Source organism: Massilia sp. CFBP9012 (assembly GCF_034045115.1).
Classification (GTDB): Bacteria; Pseudomonadota; Gammaproteobacteria; order Burkholderiales; family Burkholderiaceae_D; genus Telluria.
In genome coordinates this window covers 24,234-45,514 of sequence record NZ_JAXCWM010000009.1, presented here as the reverse complement: position 1 = coordinate 45,514, position 21,281 = coordinate 24,234, and the positions used below count along the sequence as shown (strand labels likewise).

At 67.6% G+C, this 21,281-nt stretch carries 18 protein-coding genes; 14 read left to right on the top strand and 4 right to left on the bottom strand.

Annotated elements, in window-relative coordinates; genetic code table 11:
• Position 1: 1 nt before the first annotated feature.
• From SOM61_RS16150 to SOM61_RS16140, 3 genes are all read left to right on the top strand, one after another.
• Positions 2–937: a PDR/VanB family oxidoreductase gene (locus SOM61_RS16150; protein ID WP_320475024.1), complete on the top strand. Its 936-nt coding sequence runs from the start codon at positions 2–4 to the stop codon at positions 935–937.
• Between the two features lie 31 nt (positions 938–968).
• A complete protein-coding gene (locus SOM61_RS16145; protein WP_320475023.1) occupies positions 969–1,448 on the top strand; it encodes a nuclear transport factor 2 family protein in 480 nt (159 codons plus the stop codon).
• 223 nt (positions 1,449–1,671) lie between these two features.
• Positions 1,672–2,004 carry a winged helix-turn-helix domain-containing protein gene (locus SOM61_RS16140; protein WP_320475022.1) on the top strand — a complete coding sequence of 111 codons (333 nt, stop codon included), beginning with the start codon at positions 1,672–1,674 and terminating at the stop codon, positions 2,002–2,004.
• Positions 2,005–2,007: 3 nt separating this feature from the next.
• Here SOM61_RS16140 and SOM61_RS16135 read toward each other — a convergent pair whose 3' ends face one another.
• Positions 2,008–2,358, bottom strand: coding sequence for a hypothetical protein (locus tag SOM61_RS16135; RefSeq protein WP_320475021.1), 351 nt, complete (start codon positions 2,356–2,358; stop codon positions 2,008–2,010).
• 118 nt (positions 2,359–2,476) lie between these two features.
• Here SOM61_RS16135 and SOM61_RS16130 point away from each other — a divergent pair, with 118 nt between their 5' ends.
• Both SOM61_RS16130 and SOM61_RS16125 read left to right on the top strand, forming a co-directional pair.
• Positions 2,477–3,376, top strand: coding sequence for a LysR family transcriptional regulator (locus tag SOM61_RS16130; RefSeq protein WP_320475020.1), 900 nt, complete (start codon positions 2,477–2,479; stop codon positions 3,374–3,376).
• A 140-nt stretch (positions 3,377–3,516) separates the two neighbouring features.
• A complete protein-coding gene (locus tag SOM61_RS16125) occupies positions 3,517–3,888 on the top strand; it encodes a DsrE family protein (RefSeq protein WP_147934131.1) in 372 nt (123 codons plus the stop codon).
• 51 nt (positions 3,889–3,939) lie between these two features.
• On the opposite strand, the gene SOM61_RS16120 is transcribed toward SOM61_RS16125, so the two are convergent.
• Entirely contained in the window at positions 3,940–4,614 is a 675-nt protein-coding gene (locus tag SOM61_RS16120; RefSeq protein WP_320475019.1) for a TetR/AcrR family transcriptional regulator, read from the bottom strand.
• A gap of 147 nt (positions 4,615–4,761) precedes the next feature.
• On the opposite strand from SOM61_RS16120, the gene SOM61_RS16115 reads away from it, so the two are divergent.
• From SOM61_RS16115 to SOM61_RS16100, 4 genes are all read left to right on the top strand, one after another.
• Positions 4,762–5,898, top strand: coding sequence for an ATP-NAD kinase family protein (locus SOM61_RS16115; RefSeq protein WP_320475018.1), 1,137 nt, complete (start codon positions 4,762–4,764; stop codon positions 5,896–5,898).
• A 36-nt stretch (positions 5,899–5,934) separates the two neighbouring features.
• The gene (gene gcvPA, locus SOM61_RS16110; RefSeq protein WP_320475017.1) at positions 5,935–7,341 is read left to right on the top strand and encodes an aminomethyl-transferring glycine dehydrogenase subunit GcvPA; all 1,407 of its coding nucleotides are present in this window, start codon (positions 5,935–5,937) and stop codon (positions 7,339–7,341) included.
• Positions 7,331–8,878, top strand: a complete 1,548-nt coding sequence (gcvPB, locus tag SOM61_RS16105; protein WP_320475016.1) for an aminomethyl-transferring glycine dehydrogenase subunit GcvPB — start codon at positions 7,331–7,333, stop codon at positions 8,876–8,878. The genes gcvPA and gcvPB overlap by 11 nt, the downstream gene beginning before the upstream one ends.
• A 112-nt stretch (positions 8,879–8,990) precedes the next feature.
• On the top strand, positions 8,991–10,325 hold the full coding sequence (locus tag SOM61_RS16100; RefSeq protein ID WP_414675010.1) for an MFS transporter: 1,335 nt from the start codon (positions 8,991–8,993) through the stop codon (positions 10,323–10,325).
• Between the two features lie 54 nt (positions 10,326–10,379).
• Here the strand turns inward: SOM61_RS16100 and SOM61_RS16095 are convergent, their stop codons facing one another.
• The gene (locus tag SOM61_RS16095) at positions 10,380–11,534 is read right to left on the bottom strand and encodes a sugar diacid recognition domain-containing protein (RefSeq protein WP_320475015.1); all 1,155 of its coding nucleotides are present in this window, start codon (positions 11,532–11,534) and stop codon (positions 10,380–10,382) included.
• A 213-nt stretch (positions 11,535–11,747) separates the two neighbouring features.
• On the opposite strand from SOM61_RS16095, the gene SOM61_RS16090 reads away from it, so the two are divergent.
• Positions 11,748–13,082: an MFS transporter gene (locus SOM61_RS16090; RefSeq protein WP_320475014.1), complete on the top strand. Its 1,335-nt coding sequence runs from the start codon at positions 11,748–11,750 to the stop codon at positions 13,080–13,082.
• Positions 13,083–13,092: 10 nt separating this feature from the next.
• A complete protein-coding gene (locus SOM61_RS16085; RefSeq protein ID WP_320475013.1) occupies positions 13,093–14,238 on the top strand; it encodes a glycerate kinase in 1,146 nt (381 codons plus the stop codon).
• 154 nt (positions 14,239–14,392) lie between these two features.
• Here SOM61_RS16085 and SOM61_RS16080 read toward each other — a convergent pair whose 3' ends face one another.
• Positions 14,393–14,869, bottom strand: coding sequence for an Lrp/AsnC family transcriptional regulator (locus SOM61_RS16080; protein ID WP_320475012.1), 477 nt, complete (start codon positions 14,867–14,869; stop codon positions 14,393–14,395).
• Between the two features lie 86 nt (positions 14,870–14,955).
• Here SOM61_RS16080 and ilvB point away from each other — a divergent pair, with 86 nt between their 5' ends.
• The 3 genes from ilvB to SOM61_RS16065 all read left to right on the top strand — a co-directional run bounded on the left by ilvB (position 14,956) and on the right by SOM61_RS16065 (position 21,281).
• A complete protein-coding gene (gene ilvB, locus SOM61_RS16075) occupies positions 14,956–16,722 on the top strand; it encodes a biosynthetic-type acetolactate synthase large subunit (protein ID WP_320475011.1) in 1,767 nt (588 codons plus the stop codon).
• Between the two features lie 66 nt (positions 16,723–16,788).
• Positions 16,789–18,894, top strand: a complete 2,106-nt coding sequence (locus SOM61_RS16070) for a TonB-dependent siderophore receptor (RefSeq protein WP_320475010.1) — start codon at positions 16,789–16,791, stop codon at positions 18,892–18,894.
• Entirely contained in the window at positions 18,891–21,281 is a 2,391-nt protein-coding gene (locus SOM61_RS16065; RefSeq protein WP_320475009.1) for a sulfite reductase flavoprotein subunit alpha, read from the top strand. The genes SOM61_RS16070 and SOM61_RS16065 overlap by 4 nt, the downstream gene beginning before the upstream one ends.

Genomic DNA, 21,281 nt, shown 5'->3' with positions numbered 1-21,281 from the left:
CATGCGATATCTGATCGACGCCATCATCCGCCATGGTCCCGTGGTCAAGGAATTCCGCCTGGCGCCGGAAGGTGGCGCGCCGCTGCCGCCGTGGCAACCGGGTGCCCACGTCGAACTGGAATTCACCTCGCGTGCCGGCGCCAGCCACCGCAACGCCTATTCGGTGGTCGGCGAACAGGGCGGAATGCTGCGCATCGCGGTTCAACGCGAGGAGGGCGGGCGTGGCGGCTCGCGCGTGCTGCACGACGAATTCGAGCCCGGCATGACGCTCGAGGTCAACCCGCCGCTGGGCGCGTTCAAGCTGCATGCGGGCCGCACCCGCACGGTGCTGATCGCGGGCGGCATCGGCATCACCCCGATGCTGCCGATGGCGCGCGCGCTCGAGTCGGCTGGCGCCAGCTACCAACTGCACTATCTTGCGCGCGACGCCGAACGCCTGGTCCTGGCCGACGACTGGACCGGGCTGGGTCCGCAGCGCGTGCAGACCCACGTCACCGCTACCCAGGGTCGTCCCGACCTGGCAGGCCTGATCGGGCCGTGGGAAGAGGGCTGCGAGCTGCACGCCTGCGGGCCGTCGATGCTGCTGGAAGCAATCCGCGCGGCCGCGACGGCGCAGGGCTGGCCGCAGCAGCACATCCGCTTCGAGAGCTTCGGCGCACGCGCCCACGATGAAGATAGTCCGCTGCAGGTCGTCCTGCGCCAGACGGGGATGATCCTCGATGTCGCGCCGGGCAAGTCGATCCTCGATGCGATGATCGAGGCCGACGTCTTCGTCTCCTACGAGTGCAAGCGCGGCGAATGCGGCAACTGCTATGCTGGCGTGGTGTCGGGCGAGCCGCTGCACCGCGACGTCTGCCTTAACGCGCAGCAGCGGGCCATGGGCATGACGCCCTGCGTCTCCTGGGCCAGGGGCCCGCTGCTGGAACTCGATCTGTAGTTTTCACCACCACCAACCGAGAGGTCCCACGATGACAACGCCCACCGCAGTGCGTCCGCCGCTGCCGCCGTTCACCCGCGAATCCGCGATCGAAAAAGTGCGCCTGGCCGAAGACGGCTGGAATACGCGCGACGCCGCCAAGGTGTCGCTGGCCTACAGCCTCGACACCCGCTGGCGCAACCGTGCCGAATTCGCCAACGGCCGCGACGAAGCGCGCGCCTTCCTCGAGCGTAAATGGAACAAGGAGCTCGAGTATCGCCTGATCAAGGAGCTGTGGGCCTTCACCGACAACCGCATCGCGGTGCGCTACGCCTACGAGAGCCGCGACGACTCGGGCAACTGGTACCGCTCGTATGGCAACGAGAACTGGGAATTCGGCCCGGACGGCCTGATGGTCAATCGATTCGCCTGCATCAACGACTTGCCGATCACGGAAGAAGAGCGCAAGTTCCGCTGGCCGCTGGGACGCCGACCGGACGATCATCCGGGCCTGTCCGACCTGGGGCTGTAAGGGCGCGCCAGCGTTTCAGCGCGCTCCCGGTCCGCGCTCGATCATGCCGGCGGCTTGCAGGCACTGCTCCAATACCGATCCGAGTGTTGCTTTTAGCGAAACGATGAATTTCAAGCGGTATCCATTCCCTAAATGGTCAGTATTTACGACAATGATGGTGTGCGCCTGGCTGGCCAGGGTGGCTGGCGGCGCAGTGCACTATCGGTGAACCATGATGGGAACTATGACCGGGGACAACCGCGCCAGCTACACGCTGTCGTTCGCAGAATTCGACATCGAGCCGCGCCTGCGCCGGCTTAGCCGCGGCGGCGCCGTCGTGCGCATCGGCGCGCGCGCCTTCGACATCCTGTGGCTGCTGGCCGAGGCGCCGGGGCAGGTGCTCGAGCACCGCTACCTGCTCGAGCGGGCCTGGGCCGGGCGTGTCGTCGGCGAGGCCAACCTGCGGGTGCAGATCGCCGCCCTGCGCCGCGCCCTCGATGTCCAGGGGGTGGAACGCTACATCCTCAATGTGCCAGGGCGCGGTTACCTCCTGACGGCGCCGGTGGTGCGCCGCTGACCGTCAGTTTGCGTCCCTCCTGACCCTGGCGATCGCCGCGTCGATCCCGTCCGGCCCATAGCCGGCGTCGTGCATGCGCCGCAGCGCCTCGGACGACGGCGCGCCCGCTTGCGCCAGCAGCGTGGCGACGAAGGCCAGGCAGGCGGTCGCCCTGGCCTCATGGCTTCCGCCTTGCTCGTTGGCCATCATTTCGGCGGTGTTCATGCCGGCTGCCCGGCCGCGCGTGCGCAGGGCCAGGATCCGCGGCGTGGTTGCTCCTTTCCCGGCGCGGCGGCGGGCCAGGAACAGGTCGATGCGGATGCGGGTGCGCAGGTCGAGTCCCGAGCCGGCGGGGCGCCCGTCATGTGAACTCATGGTCGATCATGGTGGTGATTGCGACGGCAGGTGATTGCTGAGACTGCCATTCTGCGAAATAATGAAGGCCATTGGAATCGGCGTGCTACGCAAGGCACTATTTCGCAGGGAGTAATGAGTGGATCAGATCCATCTGATGAACGTCTTCGTGGCCGTGGGCGAAGAGGAGGGCTTTGCCGCGGCGGCGCGGCGACTGGACCTGTCGCCGGCCGCCGTCACGCGCGCCATCGCCGGTCTCGAGGAAAATCTGGGTGTCAAGCTGCTGCTGCGCACCACGCGCAATGTGCGCCTGACCGAAGCGGGCCGGCGCTACCTGGACGACACGCGCGCCATCCTGGCCAGCATCGATGAAGCCAACGAGGCGGCGGCCGGGGTCAACGCGGCGCCCAAGGGCAATCTGTCGGTGACGGCCTCGGTCCTGTTCGGCAAGACCTTCGTCATGCCCTGTATCGTGCAGTTCCTGAACGAGTATCCCGAAGTCGAGGTGTCGGCGCTGTTCCTCGACCGGATCGTGAACCTGGTCGACGAGGGCATCGATGTCGCGGTGCGCATCGGCCACCTGCCCGATTCGAGCCTGAAGGCGCTGCGCGTGGGCCAGGTGCGGCGCGTGCTGTGCGCCTCGCCCGAGTACCTGGCGCGGCAGCCCTTGCCACAGCATCCAGCCGATCTGCTGCGCCATACGATCATCGCCGCCACCGGCATTTCGCCGCGGGTCGAGTGGAAATTCGGCGCGGTCGACGATCCGACCATGGTGCGCCTGCGGCCGCGCCTGACGGTGACCAGCAACGACGCCGCCATCGAGGCCGCCTGCGCCGGGCTGGGGATCTGCCGGCTTCTGTCCTACCAGATCGCCGACCAGCTGACCACCGGCCGCCTGAAGATCGTGCTGTCCGAGTACGAGGAAGCCCCATGGCCGGTGCACCTGGTGCACCGCGAGAGCAAGTTCGGCTCGTCCAAGGTGCGCAACTTCATCGACCTGCTGGCCGACCACCTGCGCGCAAACCCGCACCTCAACTAGCGTCCCGTTCGGCATTTCGGCAGGCGCAACGATGTATTGTCCTGGGCGGGATTTCTCTTGGCGTCTCCGGTTCCTAGAATGGCCTCATTCGCTGCACGGCGCGGCGAACACAAGCCCACCAACGACACTAGGAGAAAACCATGAAAGCAGCCATCATCATCCTGTCCGATCCCAAAGCCGGCGAAGACGCGCTGGGTCGCATGTTCAACGGCCTGGCCGCCGCCTACGACTTCAAGCAGAAGAACACCGAGGTCGGCATCTACTTCCAGGGCACCGGCACCCGCTGGCCCGGCGTACTGGCCGACGGGAAGCACCCGATCCACGCCCTGTACAAGGCGGTCGAAGACAAGGTGGTGGGCATTTCCTGCGGCTGCGCCGACGTGTTCGGCGCACGCGAAGAAGCCGAGAAGGCAGGTTTCGACATGATCACCGATAACAGCGTGCCGGGCACCTCCGGCCTGCCGAGCATCGCGCAGATCGCGGCCGACGGCTATACGGTGTTCACGTTCTGAACGTGTTCAACGGTGGATCCGTGCCGATCGGCCAGAAGGGGGGCGGACGGGTCAACCCGATGTGCGGGGTGCGCGCGAGGCACGAGGCGGTGCGGGAATCGGGCGAGTGCGTGACGCCGCCGTTCCCGGCGCTGGCCGGCGCTTGAGCAGCAGGCCTTCGATCAGCATCACGAAACTGTCGACGGCCTGCTTCGATACGGCCTGCTGGTCTTCGGCCTGGGCGATCCACAGCGAGGCGCTGAGCAGTGCGCCGTTGAGCAGGCGCGAGGTAGCCAGCGTATCGACCTTGCGGATGGTTCCTTCTTCCATCAGCCTTTCCAGCGTGCGCTGCGTGCTGACGATACAGGCATTCTGCACCTGGAAGCGCGACGGATCTCCCAGCGCGGCGGGGCCGTCGAGCAGCACGATGCGCTGGATCTCGGGTTCGGTCGCCATCATGATGTAGGTAACGCTCTCGTCGATGAAGCCTTCCCAGGCAGTCGGCGCGTTCTTCAGGGACGCGTCCAGTCGCGCCATGATTTCGGCGTCGATCTGGGCTATCACGGCCCGCAACAAGCCTTTCTTGTCGCCAAAATGGTGGTACAGGGCGCCCCGGGTCAGGCCGGCCCTGGCCGTGAGGTCGTCCATCGAGCTGTCGGCGAATCCTTTCGTGGCAAAGGCTTCCCGTGCCGCCTTGATCAGCTTTTCCCGCGTCTGCGCGATCATCTCCGCACGTCTTACTGCCATTTGTCTTTCCCCCCTCTTAATAAATACACATACGCCGCGAATGTCAATTGACATACGCCATGTATGTGACTAGTATTTCTCACATACGGAATGTATGTGATTGGCGCCGCGCCCATCCCCATCGTCAATGCCAGGAAAGGATGCGTCATGTTCCCAGCCCCGCAACAAAAGACGATCGGCCTGATCGTCAACCCGATCGCCGGCATGGGCGGCCGGGTAGGCCTGAAGGGCACCGATGGCGCCGCGGCGCTGGCCGAGGCCCGCCGTCGCGGCGCGCTCCCCGCGTCGCACGAACGCGTGCTGAAGGCTCTGGTGCGGCTGGCCGCCTCCTGTTCGCCATTGGCCGTGTTCACCGCAGCCGGCCCGATGGGCGAGGAGGCGGCACGCCAGGCCGGGCTGGCGCCGACGGTGGTGCATACGTTGGCGCCAGCGGCCAGTAGCGCCGACGATACCCGGGCTGCGGCGCGCGCCATGCTGGCGCTCGAGGTCGACCTGCTGCTGTTTGCCGGCGGCGACGGCACCGCGCGCGACATACTCGACGTCGTCCAGGACCGGATTCCGATCCTCGGGATACCGGCTGGCGTCAAGATGGTGTCGGCGGTTTTCGGCACCACGCCCGGCAATGTCGGCATGCTGGCCGCGCGCCTGCTGGCCGGCGACCCGGCGGTGCGCGTGCGCGACGCCGAGGTGATGGACATCGACGAGGACGCCATGCGCGGCGACCGCGTTTCCACCCGCCTGTACGGCTACGCCCGCAGCCCGTACGCGGCGGCGCTGGTGCAGAACGCCAAGGCTGGCTCGGGCCAGCGCGCGGACGTGGCGCTGGAAGCCGTGTGCCGGCAGATCGCACGCGAGATGCAAGCCGGCCGTCTGTACATCCTGGGGCCGGGCACCACCACGCGACGCGTCATGTCGGCGCTGGCGTTGCCGGCGACCCTGCTCGGGGTCGACGCCGTCGTCGACGGCAAGCTGGCCGGCGTCGACCTGGCCGAAGCCGACCTGCTGCGCCTGATGGAGGGAAGGGAGGCGTCGCTCATCGTCGGCGTGCTGGGCGGCCATGGCAGCCTGTTCGGGCGCGGCAACCAGCAGATCAGCAGCGCGGTGATCCGTCGCATCCGGCGTTCGGACATCATCGTCGTGGCCTCGATGGACAAGCTGCTCCAGCTTTCGCCCCGGTCCCTGCACGTGGATACCGGCGACGAGGCGCTCGACGCCACGCTCGTCGGCCACCTGGCGGTGCGGACCGCACCCGATCGTTCCATTCTCTTCCGGGTCGAGTCGTGATCCGGTTTCTTCCGCAGTGACAACCAGGAGGTCCACATGCGTGACCACACCGCCCATCCCTATATGGCCAACTCGGTGCCGGCAATCAAGCAGGAAATGCTCGATGCGATCGGCGCCGGCAGCATCGAGGAATTGTTCGCCCAGATCCCGCACGATCACCGCACCACCCATCGGTTCGACCTGCCGCCGGCGCTGACCGAAAGCGAGTTGCGACGTCACCTGACCGGCATCCTGTCCAGGAATCGGACGGTCGAGGACAACCTGAATTTTCTTGGCGCCGGCGTCTGGCAGCACCACATTCCCGCCGCCGTCGACGAGGTCGTGCGCCGCAACGAATGGCTGACGTCCGTGTTCGGCGAACCCAGCTCGGACCATGGCCGCAACCAGGCCTGGTTCGAGTTCTGCAGCCAGCTCGGCGAATTGCTCGAGCTCGACCTGGTCGCGCTGCCGGTGCGTAGCTGGGGCGTCGCCGCCGGCTTCGCAATCCGCATGGCAGCGCGCCTGACGGAGCGCGGCGAAGTCGTGGTGGTGCGCGCCATCGATCCCGAGCGCCTGGCCGTGATCGAGAACTTCTGCGAACCGGTGCAGATGGCGGGCCATATCGCGATCCGGCCCGTCGACTTCGACCCGGCCACCGGCCTGATTGACCTCGACCACCTGCGCAGCCTGGTGGGCCCGGCCACCGCCGCCGTGTACTTCGAGACGCCATCGTACTTTGGCGTCATCGAAACACAGGGCGCCGAGATCGCCGCCATCGCCCATGCGAGCGGCGCGGAAGTGATCGTCGGTGTCGATCCGATCTCGCTCGGCGTGCTCGAGGCGCCGGTGAACTATGGCGCAGACATCGTGGTCGGCCCCATGCAGCCAATGGGCGTGCACCTCAATATCGGCGGTGGCGTCGGCGGCTTCATGGCGTCGCGCGACGAAGAGCGTTATGCGCACCAGTATCCGACCCTGTTCATCAGCATCGCCGAGACCATCAGCCCCGGTGAATACGGCTTTGGCCTCAGCCTGTTCGACCAGACCTCCTATGGACTGCGCGACAAGGGCAACGACTGGACCGGCCACTCGGTCTATATGTGGGCCATCGCCAACGCGACCTATATGGCGATGATGGGGCCGCGGGGCTTCGAAGAGGTGGGAGAACTGATCCTGCAGCGGGCGCATTACGCGGCGCACAAGCTGGCTGCCATTGCCGGCGTGCGGGTGACTTTTGCGGGTGGTTTCTTCAAGGAGTTCGTGGTCAATTTCGACGGCGCCGCCGTGGGCGTGGCCGAGATCAACAAGCGCCTGCTGGCGCAAGGCATCTTCGGTGGCAAGGACCTCAGCCGCGACTTCCCGGAACTCGGGGCGAGCGCACTGTATTGCGTGACTGAAGTGCATACCCAGGCCGATATCGACCGCCTGGCCGCCGCAATCAACAAGGTGATCAATGATGAATAAACCAGTCAAGGAATACCATGCCCCGGTGTGGAACGAACCCGTCATCATGGAGATGGGCTATCCTGGCCGCCGCGGCGTGCTGTTTCCGCAAGCCGAAGACGATGTGCTCGCGGCAGTCGGCAGCGGCGCCAGCCTGGTGCCGGCGGCGATGCGGCGCAAGCGCAAGGCGGCGCTGCCCGAGATGTCCGAGCCCGAAGTATTGTATCACTACCTGCGCCTGTCGCAGCAGACCCTGGGGATGATGAACATCAGCCTGTTTGGCACCTGCACCATGAAGTACAACGCACAGATCAACGAGGCGCTGGCCTGGCGTCCCGAGGTGACCCATGTGCACCCGCTCCAGGACGAGAGCACGCTGCAGGGCGCGCTGGAAATCGTGCATGGCATGGACCTGATCCTGCGCGAGCTGTCGGGTATGGACCAGTTCGTGTTCCAGGCTGGCGGCGGCGCCGATGCCGCCTATACCAGCGCCGCGGTCACGCGCGGCTACCACGCCGCGCGCGGCGAGCTGGAACAGCGCAACGAGATCATCACCACGATCCAGACCCACCCGAGCAGCGCGGCCACCGCCGCCGCCGCCGGCTTCAAGGTCATCACCCTGATGATCGACGAGGACACCGGCTACCCGTCGCTGGATGCGCTCAAGGCCGCGGTGTCGCACCGGACGGCGGCGCTGATGGTGAACAATCCCGACGACATGGGCGTGTATAACCCCGAGATCAAGGAATGGACCCGCATCGTGCGCGAAGCCGGCGGCCTGTCGTTCTATGACTCCGCCAACTTCAACGGCGTGATCACCCGCCTGCGCGCCCGAGAACTGGGCTTCGACGCCTGCATGTTCATGCTGCACAAGACCTTCGGCGCACCCAAGAGCGGCGTGGGCGGACCGGCGGTTGGCGCCTACGGCTGTTCGGCCGAACTCTCCCCGTTCCTGCCCAAGCCGATCGTCGTGCGCGAGGGCGACCGTTATCGTCTCGACGACGACCGTCCGCTCAGCATCGGCAAGATCCGCGAATTCTGGGGCAACGTCCCGGTGGTCATCAAGGCCTATGCCTGGGCCCGTGCGATGGGAGAGGCCGGCATGGCCGAAGCCGCCGACCTCTCGGTGCTGGCCAATAACTACATGGAGAAGGGCTTGCTGGCGATTCGCGGCGTGACGCGCTCGCACCCCGACCATACCGCCCCGCGCGTGGAGATGACGCGCTACAGCCTGCAGCAGCTCAAGGAAGATACCGGCGTCGATGTGCAAGACGTCCAGAACCGGATGAGCGACTTCGGCATCGACCCGATGTGGACCAGCCACCACCCCTGGCTGCTCCCCGAGCCGTTTACGCCGGAAGCCGGCGAGATGTACGGCAAGGAGGCGCTCGACACCTGGGTCGCGGTGCTGGCGAAGATTTCGGATGAAGCCTATGCCACCCCCGAGCTGGTCAAGAGCGCCCCGCACAACGGGGCCATCCACCGCCTGAAAGGCCATCTCGACGATCCTGCCCGGTGGGCCATGACCTGGCGCGCCTGGAAGCGCAAGCGCAGTTGATCCACCCGGCGCCACGCCCACGCGCCCGACGGCCATGTGCGTGGGCGCCCCCGATGTCTCCGGTTCAGCAGATAATGTCGAACTTTACCTGTTCAAGAATCTCGGAGACAGCATGAGCGACACCGCAAGCCGGCCCGGCATGTCCGTGCAAGAGGCCGGCCCGGCCACGTTGGAAGGGGCGTACCGCAAGGCCACCTGGCGCCTGATCCCCTTCATCTTCGTCTGCTACCTGTTCAACTACCTGGACCGGGTCAACGTCGGTTTCGCCAAGCTCGAGATGCTCGACGCCCTGCAGTTCAGCGAGACCATCTATGGCCTGGGCGCCGGCATCTTCTTCATCGGCTACGTGAGCTTCGGGGTGCCAAGCAACCTGATCCTGCACCGGCTGGGCGCGCGGCGCTGGATCGCCATCATGATGATGGCCTGGGGCTCGCTGTCGGCCTGCATGCTGTTCGTGACCACGCCGCTGGAGTTCTACCTGCTGCGCTTCTTCACCGGGGTGGCCGAAGCCGGCTTCTTCCCCGGCATGGTCCTGTACTTCACCAAGTGGTTCCCGTCGCACAAGCGCGGCCAGGTGATGGCCTTGTTCATGTCGGCGATCCCCGTCTCGGGCCTGGTCGGCGGCCCGCTCTCGGGGTGGATGCTGAGCCATTTCGCCGACGGCCAGGGCGGCATGGCGGCCTGGCAGTGGCTGTTCCTGCTGCAGGGGCTACCCACCGTGTTCCTGGGCCTGGCGGCGCTGTTCTACCTGAACGACGGCGTGACCCAGGCCAACTGGCTCGGCGCCCATGAGAAGGCCGCCCTGCAAGAAGAACTCGCGCGCGACGAGCGCGAACGCCCGCCCGGCGCGACCGCCGTGCACTCGCTGCGCGCGCTGCTGCTCGACCGCCATGTGTGGATGCTCGGCTTTATCTACTTCAGCATCAAGATGGGAGCGTATGCGATCAACTTCTGGCTGCCGTCGATCATCCGGGAGCTCGGCTTCGACGACGTCGGCACGGTCGGCTGGCTGAGCGCGATTCCCTACCTGTTCGCCTGCGTGTTCATGGTGCTGGTGGGCCGCTCGGCCGACCGGCTGCGCGAGCGCCGCTGGCACCTGTCGGCGCCGTTGCTGATGGCGCTGGCGGGCCTGGCGATGGCCGCGCACTTCTCGGACAACGCCATTCTCGCCATGATCGGCCTGTGCCTGGCGACGATGGGCGCGCTCGCCGGCCTGCCGATGTTCTGGCCCTTGCCGGCTGCTTTTCTCAGCAGCGCGGCCGCGGCCGGCGGCCTGGCCCTGATCAATTCGATGGGACAGGTGGCCGGCTTCGCCAGTCCTTTCCTGGTCGGCTGGATCAAGGATCTCACCGGCAGCACCGACCTCGCCCTGTACATCCTGTCGAGCGTGATGCTGGTCGGGGCCTTGCTGGTGCTGACCGTGCCGGCGCGGCTGGTGAATAGGTAAGAACTGCGAGGTAAGAACTGCGAGGTGAGAACTGCGCGCTGAAGGGGCGGGCGCTCAGGCGGGGCTGAGCAGCGCCGACACGTACAGCAGCAGCTTGTCCTCGCTGCGCGCCAGGTCGAGCCCCGTCAGCTCGCCGATGCGGCGCAGGCGGTAGTCGAGCGTGTTGCGGTGGATGCCGAGCGTCGCCGCGGTGGCCGCCGAGTTCTCGTTCTGGGCGAACCAGGTGTCGAGCGTGGTGCGCAGCATGGCGCGGCTTTTGTCGCCGGCCAGGCGCGCGATGGGCATGCGCAGCTGGTGCGCCTGCCAGCCGCTGTCCAGGCCGGACAGCAGCACCGGCAGGGCCAGGTCGTAATAGCTGAACACCTGCTGCTGCGGCATGCGCATGCGGCCCAGCCGGCTGGCGCTGCGCGCGCTCTGGTAAGAGACGGCGGCGCCTTCCAGGCCGGGCAGGGCGATGCCCATCGCCAGCGTGAAGGGCAGCTCGCATTCCTCGCGCACCAGTTGGGCCAGCAGGTCCAGGCGCCGCTGCGGCGTCGTCTCATAGCCCTTGCGCGCCGGGTCCCAGGAGTCGAGCAGCACCATTTCGGACGGGCCGACGGTGGCGGTCAGCGCATCCTCGCGCCGCGCCAGCAGGCGCATCTGCAGGCGCTGGATGTCGTGCAGGGCGGCTCCGGCGTCGGCGCCGTCCGGGCGCGGCTGCAGCTCGAGCAGGAATACCAGCTGCATGCGCTCGAGGTCCAGCCCCAGGCGCCGCGCCCAGCCTTCGAGCCCGGGCCGCTGCGTGCTGTCATTACGGATCAGGTTCAGCACGAAGGCTTCGCGGTAGCGCGAGTTGTTCTGCAATTCGTTCGCCAGCGCCGCCTGTTCCAGGATCATCTCGGCCGTCAGGCGCACCAGTTCGCCGAACTGGCGCACCTCATCCGGCGCGCCGGAGAGGCCCACCGCGCCGCATAGCTGGCCGCCGACGGAGAGGGGCAGGTTGGTGCCCGGCTGGGCGCCGTGCAGCTTGCGTGCGGCCGCCGCATCGATCTCCACGGTCAGCTTCTTGGCCAGCGCGAGCAGGGCGCCCGCATGCAGTTCGCCCACCCGCTCGCGGTTGCCGCTGGCGAGGATCACGCCGCTGGCATCCATCACATTGACGTTGAACGGGATGATCCGCATGGTGCGGGTGACGATTTCCTGGGCGAGCCGGGTGTCGAGGATATACATGGGCGGGAGTGAGTGAGGGAGCGACCCTTGTGATTATGCACAAAACCGGTCTCGCAGAGGTGGCGGAATTTGATGATCTGTTGTGCGGATTGTGAATATGCACGAAAAATGCCTGCTATTTCGCCCTCTGACTTGTGCGTGTCGCCGACGCCCGATATCCCTTGTTTGGCCGATAATCTTGTCGATCACCCTTATTAGAAATTCGGAGACAGCATGAGCACCACCCCAAGCACATCCGGCATCCAGGACGGGGGCGCCGGCGCGGCCCTGTTGGATGGCGCCTACCGCAAGGCCACCTGGCGCCTGATCCCCTTCATCTTCGTCTGCTACCTGTTCAACTACCTTGACCGGGTCAACGTCGGCTTCGCCAAGCTCGAGATGCTCGACGCGCTCCAGCTCAGCGAAACCGTGTACGGCCTGGGCGCCGGTATCTTCTTCATCGGTTATGTGACCTTCGGGGTGCCGAGCAACCTGATCCTGCACCGGCTGGGCGCGCGGCGCTGGATCGCCATCATGATGATGGCCTGGGGCGCGCTGTCGGCCTGCATGCTGTTCGTGACCACGCCGACCGAATTCTACGTGCTGCGCTTCTTCACCGGCGTGGCCGAAGCCGGCTTCTTCCCCGGCATGGTCCTGTACTTCACCAAGTGGTTCCCCTCGCACAAGCGCGGCCAGGTGATGGCGCTGTTCATGTCGGCGATCCCCGTCTCGGGCCTGATCGGCGGCCCGCTCTCGGGCTGGATGCTGAGCCACTTCGCGCACGGCCAGGGCGGCATGGACGGCTGGCAGTGGCTGTTCCTGCTGCAGGGCCTGCCCACCGTGTTCCTGGGCGTGGCCGTGTTCTTCTACCTGAACGACGGCATCAGGCAGGCCGGCTGGCTGAGCGATGCCGAGAAAACGGCGATGCAGGACGCGCTCGACCAGGACGAGCAGCAGCGCTCGAAAGGCGTGCATGCGGTGCACTCCTTCGGCGCCGTGCTGCGCGACTGGCATGTGTGGATGCTGGGCTTCATCTATTTCAGCATCCAGATGGGCGTCTACGCGATCAATTTCTGGCTGCCCTCGATCATCAAGTCGCTGGGCTTCGAGAACGCGACCACGGTCGGCTGGCTGAGCGCCATTCCCTACCTGTTCGCCGGCGTGTTCATGGTGCTGGTGGGCCGCTCGGCCGACCGCCGGCGCGAGCGCCGCTGGCACCTGTCGGCGCCACTGCTGATGGCGCTGGTGGGCCTGCTCATTGCCGCCAATTTCTCGGATAACGCGGTGATCGTGCTGGTGGGCCTCTCCCTGGCCACGATGGGCGCGCTGACCGGCCTGCCGATGTTCTGGCCCTTGCCGGCGGCTTTCCTGGGCAGTGCGGCGGCGGCCGGCGGCCTGGCCCTGATCAATTCGATGGGGCAGGTGGCAGGTTTCGTCAGCCCCTTCCTGGTCGGCTGGATCAAGGACGCCACCGGCAGCACCGACGTCGCGCTGTACATCCTGTCCACCGTCCTGTTCATCGGCGCCATGCTGGTGCTGGTCGTGCCTGCCCGTTTGGTCAATCGCTAAAGGAGATGCAATGAACATCGTCATCGCTCCAGATTCGTTCAAGGAGAGCCTGTCGGCGCTGGAAGCCGCCACCGCCATCGAGACCGGCTTTCGGGAGATCTTCCCGGAAGCGGTCTACGTCAAGGTGCCGGTGGCCGACGGCGGCGAAGGCACGGTCGAGGCCATGGTCGCCGCCACCGGCGGCCGCCAGGTCGCGTTGCAGGCCACCGGTCCGCTGGGGCGGCCGGTCGAGGCCTTCTATGGCCTGACCGGCGACGAATCCACGGCCGTGATCGAGATGGCTGCCGCCAGCGGCCTCGAACTGGTGGCGCCCGCCGAGCGCGATCCGCTGGTGGCCACCAGCCGCGGCACCGGTGAACTGATCCGCGCCGCGCTGGATCGTGGCGCGCGCCGCTTCATCCTCGGCGTGGGCGGCAGCGCCACCAACGATGGCGGGGCCGGCATGCTGCAGGCGCTGGGTGTCCAACTGCTCGATGCGCGAGGAGCCCAACTGGCGCCGGGCGGCGGCGCGCTGGCCCTGCTTTCGCGCATCGACGTCTCCGGGCTCGACCCGCGCATCGGGGACTGCGTGTTCGAGGTGGCCTGCGACGTCAGCAATCCCCTGGTGGGGCCGAAAGGCGCGTCCGCGATCTTCGGGCCGCAGAAGGGCGCCACGCCGGAGATGGTCGAGCAGCTCGACGCCAACCTGCGCCACTACGCGGGCGTGATCGCGCGCGACCTGGGCCAGGAGGTGGCCGATATTCCCGGCGCCGGCGCCGGCGGCGGCATCGCCGCGGCGATGCTGGTGTTCCTCAAAGGGCGCCTGCGTCCCGGCAGCGAGATCGTGGCCGACGCGGTGGGCCTCGACGCCTTCGTGCGCGACGCCGACCTGGTGGTCACCGGCGAGGGCCGCATCGATAGCCAGACCGTCAACGGCAAGACGCCGATCGGCGTGGCGCGCGTGGCCCAGCGCCACGGCAAGCCGGTGATCGCCATCGGCGGCTGCCTGGCGAACGACGCCCATGCGGTGCATGCGCACGGCATCGCGGCGACCTTCAGCACCGTCATGAAGGCGGGGACGGTGGCCGAGGTGCTGGCGGGCGCGCAGTTCAACCTGCAGTGCACGGCGCGCAATATCGCGGCCGCGCTCAAGCTGGGCATGGACTTGCGGCGCTAGTGTCCTGAATTGAAGATTCGTTGAATAAATGCGGCGAGAATCGCCCCGATACAGCGTCGCAAATGCGCGCAAGGCCCCGGCCTTGCTGTGCTTTGCTCCTTGTCTCGGGCCGATTTCGCCACATTATTATTCAACGAACCTCCAATTCAGGACACTAGCCAATCAGCGGCGTATCGACCTTCTTGAGGGTGCGCAGCACGAAGCTCGACTTGCTGTGGCGGATGCCGGGGATCTTGTACAGGCGTTCGCGCAGCAGGCGTTCGTAGTCGCGCGTGTCTTTCACCGCGATGCGCAGGAAATAATCGTAGTCGCCCGAGATCAGCGAGGCTTCCAGCACCTCGGGAATCGATTCGAGCGCGCGCCCGAATTCATACAGCGTCTCTTCGCTGTGGCTGTCCAGCGTGACCTGCACGATCAACTGGTCGTGGTAGCCGAGGCTGGGCAGGTCGACCTTGACCGTATAGCCCTGCAGGGCCCCGCTATCCGTCATCCGTTTGATGCGGTTCCAGCACGAGGTGGTCGACAGGCCCACCGTCGCGCTGATCTCCTGCAACGGGGTGCGCGAGTCGCGCAGCAGGATACCCAGGATGGTCAGATCGGTCGCGTCGAAAGATTTTTTATCTTGGCTCATATCTGGTGAAAAATATTCAGGTCAGGAGCTAATTCTAGCTGAAATTATGAAGCACTTTCATGTCCTGAGTCGATAGACTTCAAGGCATGAAACCACATCCCGAATTCCTCCCGCCGCCAGCCGCCAAGGTCGCCCTGACCGGCGCCGGCCTGCTGCTCGACACCCTGGTCGCCTGCGGCGTCGACACCGTGTTCGGCTATCCCGGCGGCGCCGTGCTGCCGCTATACGATGCGCTGGCCCAGGACGGGCGGCTGCGCCACGTGCTGGTGCGCCACGAGCAGGCCGCCGTCCATGCGGCGCAAGGCTATGCGCGCTCCACCGGCCGGCTGGGCGTCGTGTTCGTGACGTCCGGGCCGGGCATCGCCAACACCACGTCGGGCCTGCTCGACGCCCTGAGCGATTCGATCCCCATCCTGTGCATCAGCGGCCAGGTAGCGACCACGTCGATCGGCACGGATGCCTTCCAGGAATGCGACGCGCTGGGCATTTCGCGCACGGTCACCAAGTGGAATACGCAGGTCCGGGCCACGCGGGACATCGTCGCCACGGTCCGGCGCGCGGTGCAAGAGGCGCTCGAGGGCCGGCCCGGTCCGGTGCTGGTGGATGTGCCCAAGGATATCCAGGCGCGCGCGGTGGACGCGGCCGACTTCGGACGCCAGGTGAAACCCGCCCCGCAACTGCCGGCCGCGGGCGACGACCTGGCAGGCCTGGATGCGGCGGCGCTGCTCATCCGCCAGGCGCGGCGCCCCGTGTTCTACGGTGGCGGTGGCTTGATCAACGCGGGCCTCGACGCCTGCGCCGCCTTCACGCGCCTGGTGCGCTGGAAGGATGCGCCGTGCACGCTGACCCTGATGGGCCTCGGCGCCTTCCCGGCCTCGGACCGGCGCTGGCTGGGCATGCTGGGCATGCACGGCACGCTGGAAGCGAATCTGGCGATGCACCACGCCGACCTGGTCGTGTGCGTCGGCGCGCGCTTCGACGATCGGGTGACGGGACGGCTGGCCGACTTCTGCCCGGGCGCGAAGATCGTCCATGTCGACATCGATCCCCGTTCGATCGGCAAGGTGGTGCAGGCCGACGTCGGCCTGCGCGGCGATTGCGGCGCGGTGCTGCGCGGCCTGCTGGATCGCCTTGGCGGCCTGTGCGCAGATCCGGCCCTGCTCGGGGACTGGTGGCGCACGATCGACACCTGGCGCGCCGAGCGCTGCCTGGACTTCGTCGCGCAGGATGGCACGATCGTCCCGCAGCAGCTGATGTCCACCCTGGCCGGGCGCCTCGCGGGCAGCAACGCGATCGTCTCGACCGACGTCGGCCAGCACCAGATGTGGGCCGCGCAATACCTGGGTTTCGAGGCGCCGCGGCGCTGGCTGACCTCGGGCGGCGCCGGCACCATGGGCTATGGCTTGCCGGCGGCGATCGGCGCCCAAGTCGCGCATCCGGACGCGCTGGTCGTATGCGTGAGCGGCGATGCGTCGGTGCTGATGAATATCCAGGAACTGTCGACCGCCGTGCAGCACCGCTGTCCGGTCAAGCTGGTCCTGTCGAACAACGGCTGCATGGGCATGGTGCGCCAGTGGCAGGAACTGCATCACGGCGGGCGCTATAGCCACAGTTATACCGAAGCCTTGCCTGACTTCGTGGCGCTGGCGCGCGCCTTCGGGTGGGACGCGGGGAGGGTGGAGCAGGCCGGCGAACTGGAAGCGGGGCTGGATGCCTGCCTGGCGTCGAACCGGCCCTTCCTGCTCGATGTCAGGGTGGCCCAGGCCGAGAACTGCTTCCCGATGATGCCGGGCGGGCGGGGGCACCACGAGATCATGCTGGGCAAGGATCGCTGGTATCGGGCTACTAAGTAATTGCTCGTATTGAAAATGATTCTCATTCACGATAGGATGCCGGTTTGTTCATGAATCCCGCATGCCATGCCCACGCCCGTGTCCCGTCGTCCGCTCCTGATCGCCCTTGCCCTGTCTCACGCTGTCCCTGTCTTCGCGGCGCCGCAGGAGACTGACGAACAGGACATGCAGGCGGTGCGCGTCACCGCCACCCGCGCCCAGGGCTTCATGCCGAATACCGTGGAGGCGGGCAGCTTCCGCGGGTCGGACGTCATGGACGTGCCCTCGACCGTCAACGTGATCACGCGCGAGGTGCTCGAGCTGCAGGCCGCGGCCGGCCTGTACGACGCGCTGCGCAACACGGCCGGCGTCACCCGCCAGCAAAACGGCGGCGACACCTGGGACCAGCTGGTCATCCGCGGCATCGCCGTCGAGAACCGCACCAACTACCGCCTCAACGGCTCGCTGCCGCTGATGAACTTCGGCCAGGTCTCGATGGAGAACAAGGAACGGGTCGAGGTGCTCAAGGGCGCCACCGCCCTGTACTACGGCTTTACCTCGCCGGCCGGCGTCGTCAACTTCGTCACCAAGCGCGCCGGCAGCGTGCCGGTGAACACGGTCGGGCTGACCCTGGACGACAACGGTTCCGCCGTCGCCACCGCCGATGTGGCGCGCCGCTTCGGGCAGCGCCACGAATTCGGCGTGCGCGTCAATGCGGCCGGCGGCACGCTCGGCTCCCACCTCGACGGCGTCGGCAACGGCAACCGCGGTTTCGCCTCCGCCGCGCTCGACTGGCGCGTGAGCGAGCGCCTGCGCCTGCGCGCCGACCTCGAATACGACAAGCGCCGCGTGACCGAGCAGGCCGGCATCAACCTGCCGCCGGTCGTCGGCGGCGCCGTCGGGTTGCCGCGGCCGGTCGACCCGCGCCGCCTGGTCGGCCCGGACTGGGCGCGCTTCGAGACGCATGCACGCAACGTCCAGCTGCGCGCCGACCTCGCGCTGAACCCGGACTGGGCCCTGACCCTGGAGGCCGGCCACGCCGAGACCAAACGCGAGCGCAATCTGCCGATCTTCCGCTTCGACAGCGCGGCCAGCGTCGCCACCGGCGCCGGCCGCATCACCGGCAACTCCCAGTTCGCCGACGTCGATTCCGACATGCTGCGCGCCGAGCTGGCCGGGCGTTTCTCGACCGGTGCGCTGAGTCACGACCTGACGCTCGGCGTGAGCGGCACCGACAAGGGCCAGGCGCCGGTCTACCAGTCCAACTACACGATCCCCTTTCAAAACCTGTATGACCCGGTCCCGATCCGCAACGCCACCTTCGGCGCGGTGCCGACGCGGCCCACCACGGCCGCGCTGGACAGCCGCGACAAGGGCCTGTACCTGGTCGACCGCATCCAGCTGGGCCAGTGGCAGCTGATCGCCGGCGTGCGCCGGGTCGACTACCAGAGCAGCCAGGGCGCCAATCGCTACGACGTGAGCGAGACCACGCCAATGGCGGCCGTGACCTGGCGCGCCCGCGACGACTTCTCGCTGTATGCCTCGATGGCCGAAGGGCTCGAGGAAGGCGAGGCCGCCCCCGCCGGCAGCGCCAACGAGGGCACCCGCATGGCGCCGGGCGTGAGCAAGCAGAAGGAGATCGGCGCACGCTGGAGGAGCAGCGGTGGCTTGCTGACCCAGTTGGCGCTGTTCGACATCGAGCGTCCCGGCTATTACACCAATGCCGCCAACGTGTTCACCGCCGACGGCGAGCAGCGCTATCGCGGCGTCGAGCTGTCGGGGCAAGGGCGCCTCACGCGCCGCCTGTCCTGGCAGGGTTCGGCCCAGGTGCTCGATCCCGAATTCCGCGACATCGGCGCCGCCTATGACGGCAAGCTGCCCGAGAACGCGGCGCGCCGCACCGCCAGCAGCTTCCTGGCCTACGACCTGGACGCGGTGCCCGGCCTGTCGCTGACCCTGGGCGCATACTATACGGGCAAGCGCCCGGTGAATGACCTGAACCAGGCCTGGCTGGGCGGCGTCACGCTGTTCAGCGCCGGCGGGCGCTATGCCACGCACGCTTTCGGCAAGCGCACCACCTGGCAGCTCAATATCGATAATGCGGCTGACAAGCAGTACTGGGCGGGCGCCGGTACGCGCCTCTCGGCCGGCCTGCCGCGCCTGGTCAAGCTGTCGGTGAAGGTGGACCTGTGAAGGCGGCGCCCAATTCGCCACGACGCTGGCGCCTGCCGACCATGCGCGAGGTCTGGTTCCAGCTGCACTGGTTCGTCGGCATCACGGCCGGCACCTTGCTGGCCGTGATCGGGCTGACCGGCGCCATCCTCGCTTTCGAGGACGAGATCGTAGAAAGCATCAATCCCGGCGTGTTCGCCGTGCCGGTGCAGGAGCAGCCGCGCCTGGAGCCGGGCCAGATCCTGAGCGCGGCCCGCCAGGCCCATCCCGGCGAACGGGTCGCCAGTCTCACGTTCGAGGCGCAGCCCGGCAGCACCATCGGCGTACGCTTCGCCCCGCCGCGCGGAGAGCGGCGCGGCCTGGAGATCCACATTCACCCCTATAGCGGCAGCGTGCTGCCCGCCGTGCGCGGCGCGGCCTTTTTCCAGTTCGTCGATTCGACGCACCGCTGGCTGCTGCTGCCGCGCGCGCCGGGCCGCATCGTGCTCGGCATCCTGGCCCTGTGCCTGGTCGGGCTGGCGCTCAGCGGCCTGTACCTGCGCTGGCCGCGCAAGAAAGACTGGCGCAGCTGGCTGACCTTCAACACCTCGCTGCGCGGCCGATCGTTCCTGTGGGCGCTGCATGCGATCGCCGGCACCTGGGCCCTGGTCGCCTACCTGGTGGTGGCCGGCACAGGACTTTACTGGAGTTTCGATATCGTGCGCGGCACCTTGCAGGACTGGGCCGGGACACCGTCGGCGCAGCAGCGCGAGGCCAGGTCCGCTGCCACGACGCGTGGCGACGCAAGCCTTGCGCCTGCCTGGCGCACCTTCGTGTCGATGGCGCCCGACTGGTCGAGCGCAACCGTTCGCCTGCCCGAGCGCGGGAATGGCGCCTATCAACTGACCTGGCTTGCACAGGATGCGCCGCACGACCGCGCGCGCAACCGGATGACCGTTGGCGGCAATGGCGCGGTGCGCCAGGACGAACGCCATGCCGACAAGGACGCCGGGCAGCGTGCCCTGACCACCATCCGTCCGCTGCACACCGGGACGTATTTCGGCTTGCCGGGGCGGATCGTCATGATGCTCGCCAGCCTGGCCTTGCCTGGCTTCGCGATCACCGGATGGATGCTCTATCTTGGCCGCCGGCGACAGAAGCGTGCGCTGGCGCGTGAGCGCAGCCTGGCGGCGCAGGCCGCCGCGGACACCAGCGGCGCACCGGTACTGGTGGCCTTTGCGACCCAGGGCGGCCAGGCCGAACGGATCGCGCTGCACAGCGCCGGAGCATTGCGCGCCGGCGGCCGCGCGGTCGACCTGCGCGCCGTGTCGGCGCTGGCGCCGGGCGACCTGGCCGGCTACGGGCAGGCGCTGTTCGTGGCCAGTACCTTCGGCGAGGGCGAGGCGCCCGATTCCGCACGGCGCTTCAGCCGCGAGCTCGAGGCGTGGGAGTCCATGTTCGAGGGCTGCCGCTTCGCCGTGCTGGCGCTGGGCGACCGCAACTACGCGCGCTTCTGCGGCTATGGGCATGCACTGGACCGCCGCCTGCAGGCGCTGGGCAGCACGCCGCTGTTCCCGCTGATCGAAGTGGACCAGGGCGACGAAACGGCGCTGGGAAGCTGGATGCATGCGCTGGGTGGGCTTGGCGCCAGCGCGGGCGAGCTGCCGCCAGCCGGCGAGGCCGCACCGTTGTCGGACTGGGTACTTCATTCAAGGCGCCTGCTCAATCCGGGCAGCCAGGGCGCGCCGCTGTACGAAATCGCCCTGCGGCCAGGCCTCGAGGCCAGCTGGCAGGCGGGCGACTTGCTCGAGGTTGCCGTTCCCGCAGCGCCGACGGCGCCGCGCCGCTACTCGATCGCCAGCGTGCAGGAAGACGGCGCGGTCGAACTGCTGGTGCGCCAGCAGCGTCACGAACACGGCCTCGGCCTGGCCTCTGGCTGGCTGACCGAGCACCTGGCGGTCGGCGGGTCGGTGCGCGCGCGCCTGGTCGCCAATCCGGGCTTTCATGCACCTGGCGACGACCGGCCCTGCATCTATATCGGCAACGGCTCGGGCATGGCCGGCTTGCGCGGCCATCTGCGCAGCCGCGCCGGCATGGGGCGGGGCCGCAACTGGCTGCTGTTCGGCGAGCGCCAGCGCGCCTTCGACAGCGTATGCGACGCCGAACTCGCGGTCCTGCGGGCAGAAGGCATGCTGCCCGAACTCGACCTGGTATTTTCGCGCGACCCGGGGCCCGAATACGTCCAGGACCGCCTGCATGCGCGCGCCGACGTGCTGCGCAAGTGGATCGATGACGGCGCTACGATCCACGTCTGCGGCAGCCTGCAAGGCATGGCCGGTGCCGTGGACGAAGCGCTGGCCGCGATCCTCGGCCGCCTGGAAGTCGAGCGCCTGATGGACACGGGGCGCTACCGGCGCGACGTCTACTGA

Coding starts and splice junctions, on each gene's coding strand:
- SOM61_RS16150 (WP_320475024.1), top strand. CDS start 2: ATGCGATATCTGATCGACGCCATCATCCGCCATGGTCCCGTGGTCAAG.
- SOM61_RS16145 (WP_320475023.1), top strand. CDS start 969: ATGACAACGCCCACCGCAGTGCGTCCGCCGCTGCCGCCGTTCACCCGC.
- SOM61_RS16140 (WP_320475022.1), top strand. CDS start 1,672: ATGACCGGGGACAACCGCGCCAGCTACACGCTGTCGTTCGCAGAATTC.
- SOM61_RS16135 (WP_320475021.1), bottom strand. CDS start 2,358: ATGAGTTCACATGACGGGCGCCCCGCCGGCTCGGGACTCGACCTGCGC.
- SOM61_RS16125 (WP_147934131.1), top strand. CDS start 3,517: ATGAAAGCAGCCATCATCATCCTGTCCGATCCCAAAGCCGGCGAAGAC.
- SOM61_RS16120 (WP_320475019.1), bottom strand. CDS start 4,614: ATGGCAGTAAGACGTGCGGAGATGATCGCGCAGACGCGGGAAAAGCTG.
- SOM61_RS16115 (WP_320475018.1), top strand. CDS start 4,762: ATGTTCCCAGCCCCGCAACAAAAGACGATCGGCCTGATCGTCAACCCG.
- gcvPA (WP_320475017.1), top strand. CDS start 5,935: ATGCGTGACCACACCGCCCATCCCTATATGGCCAACTCGGTGCCGGCA.
- gcvPB (WP_320475016.1), top strand. CDS start 7,331: ATGATGAATAAACCAGTCAAGGAATACCATGCCCCGGTGTGGAACGAA.
- SOM61_RS16100 (WP_414675010.1), top strand. CDS start 8,991: ATGAGCGACACCGCAAGCCGGCCCGGCATGTCCGTGCAAGAGGCCGGC.
- SOM61_RS16095 (WP_320475015.1), bottom strand. CDS start 11,534: ATGTATATCCTCGACACCCGGCTCGCCCAGGAAATCGTCACCCGCACC.
- SOM61_RS16090 (WP_320475014.1), top strand. CDS start 11,748: ATGAGCACCACCCCAAGCACATCCGGCATCCAGGACGGGGGCGCCGGC.
- SOM61_RS16085 (WP_320475013.1), top strand. CDS start 13,093: ATGAACATCGTCATCGCTCCAGATTCGTTCAAGGAGAGCCTGTCGGCG.
- SOM61_RS16080 (WP_320475012.1), bottom strand. CDS start 14,869: ATGAGCCAAGATAAAAAATCTTTCGACGCGACCGATCTGACCATCCTG.
- ilvB (WP_320475011.1), top strand. CDS start 14,956: ATGAAACCACATCCCGAATTCCTCCCGCCGCCAGCCGCCAAGGTCGCC.
- SOM61_RS16070 (WP_320475010.1), top strand. CDS start 16,789: ATGCCCACGCCCGTGTCCCGTCGTCCGCTCCTGATCGCCCTTGCCCTG.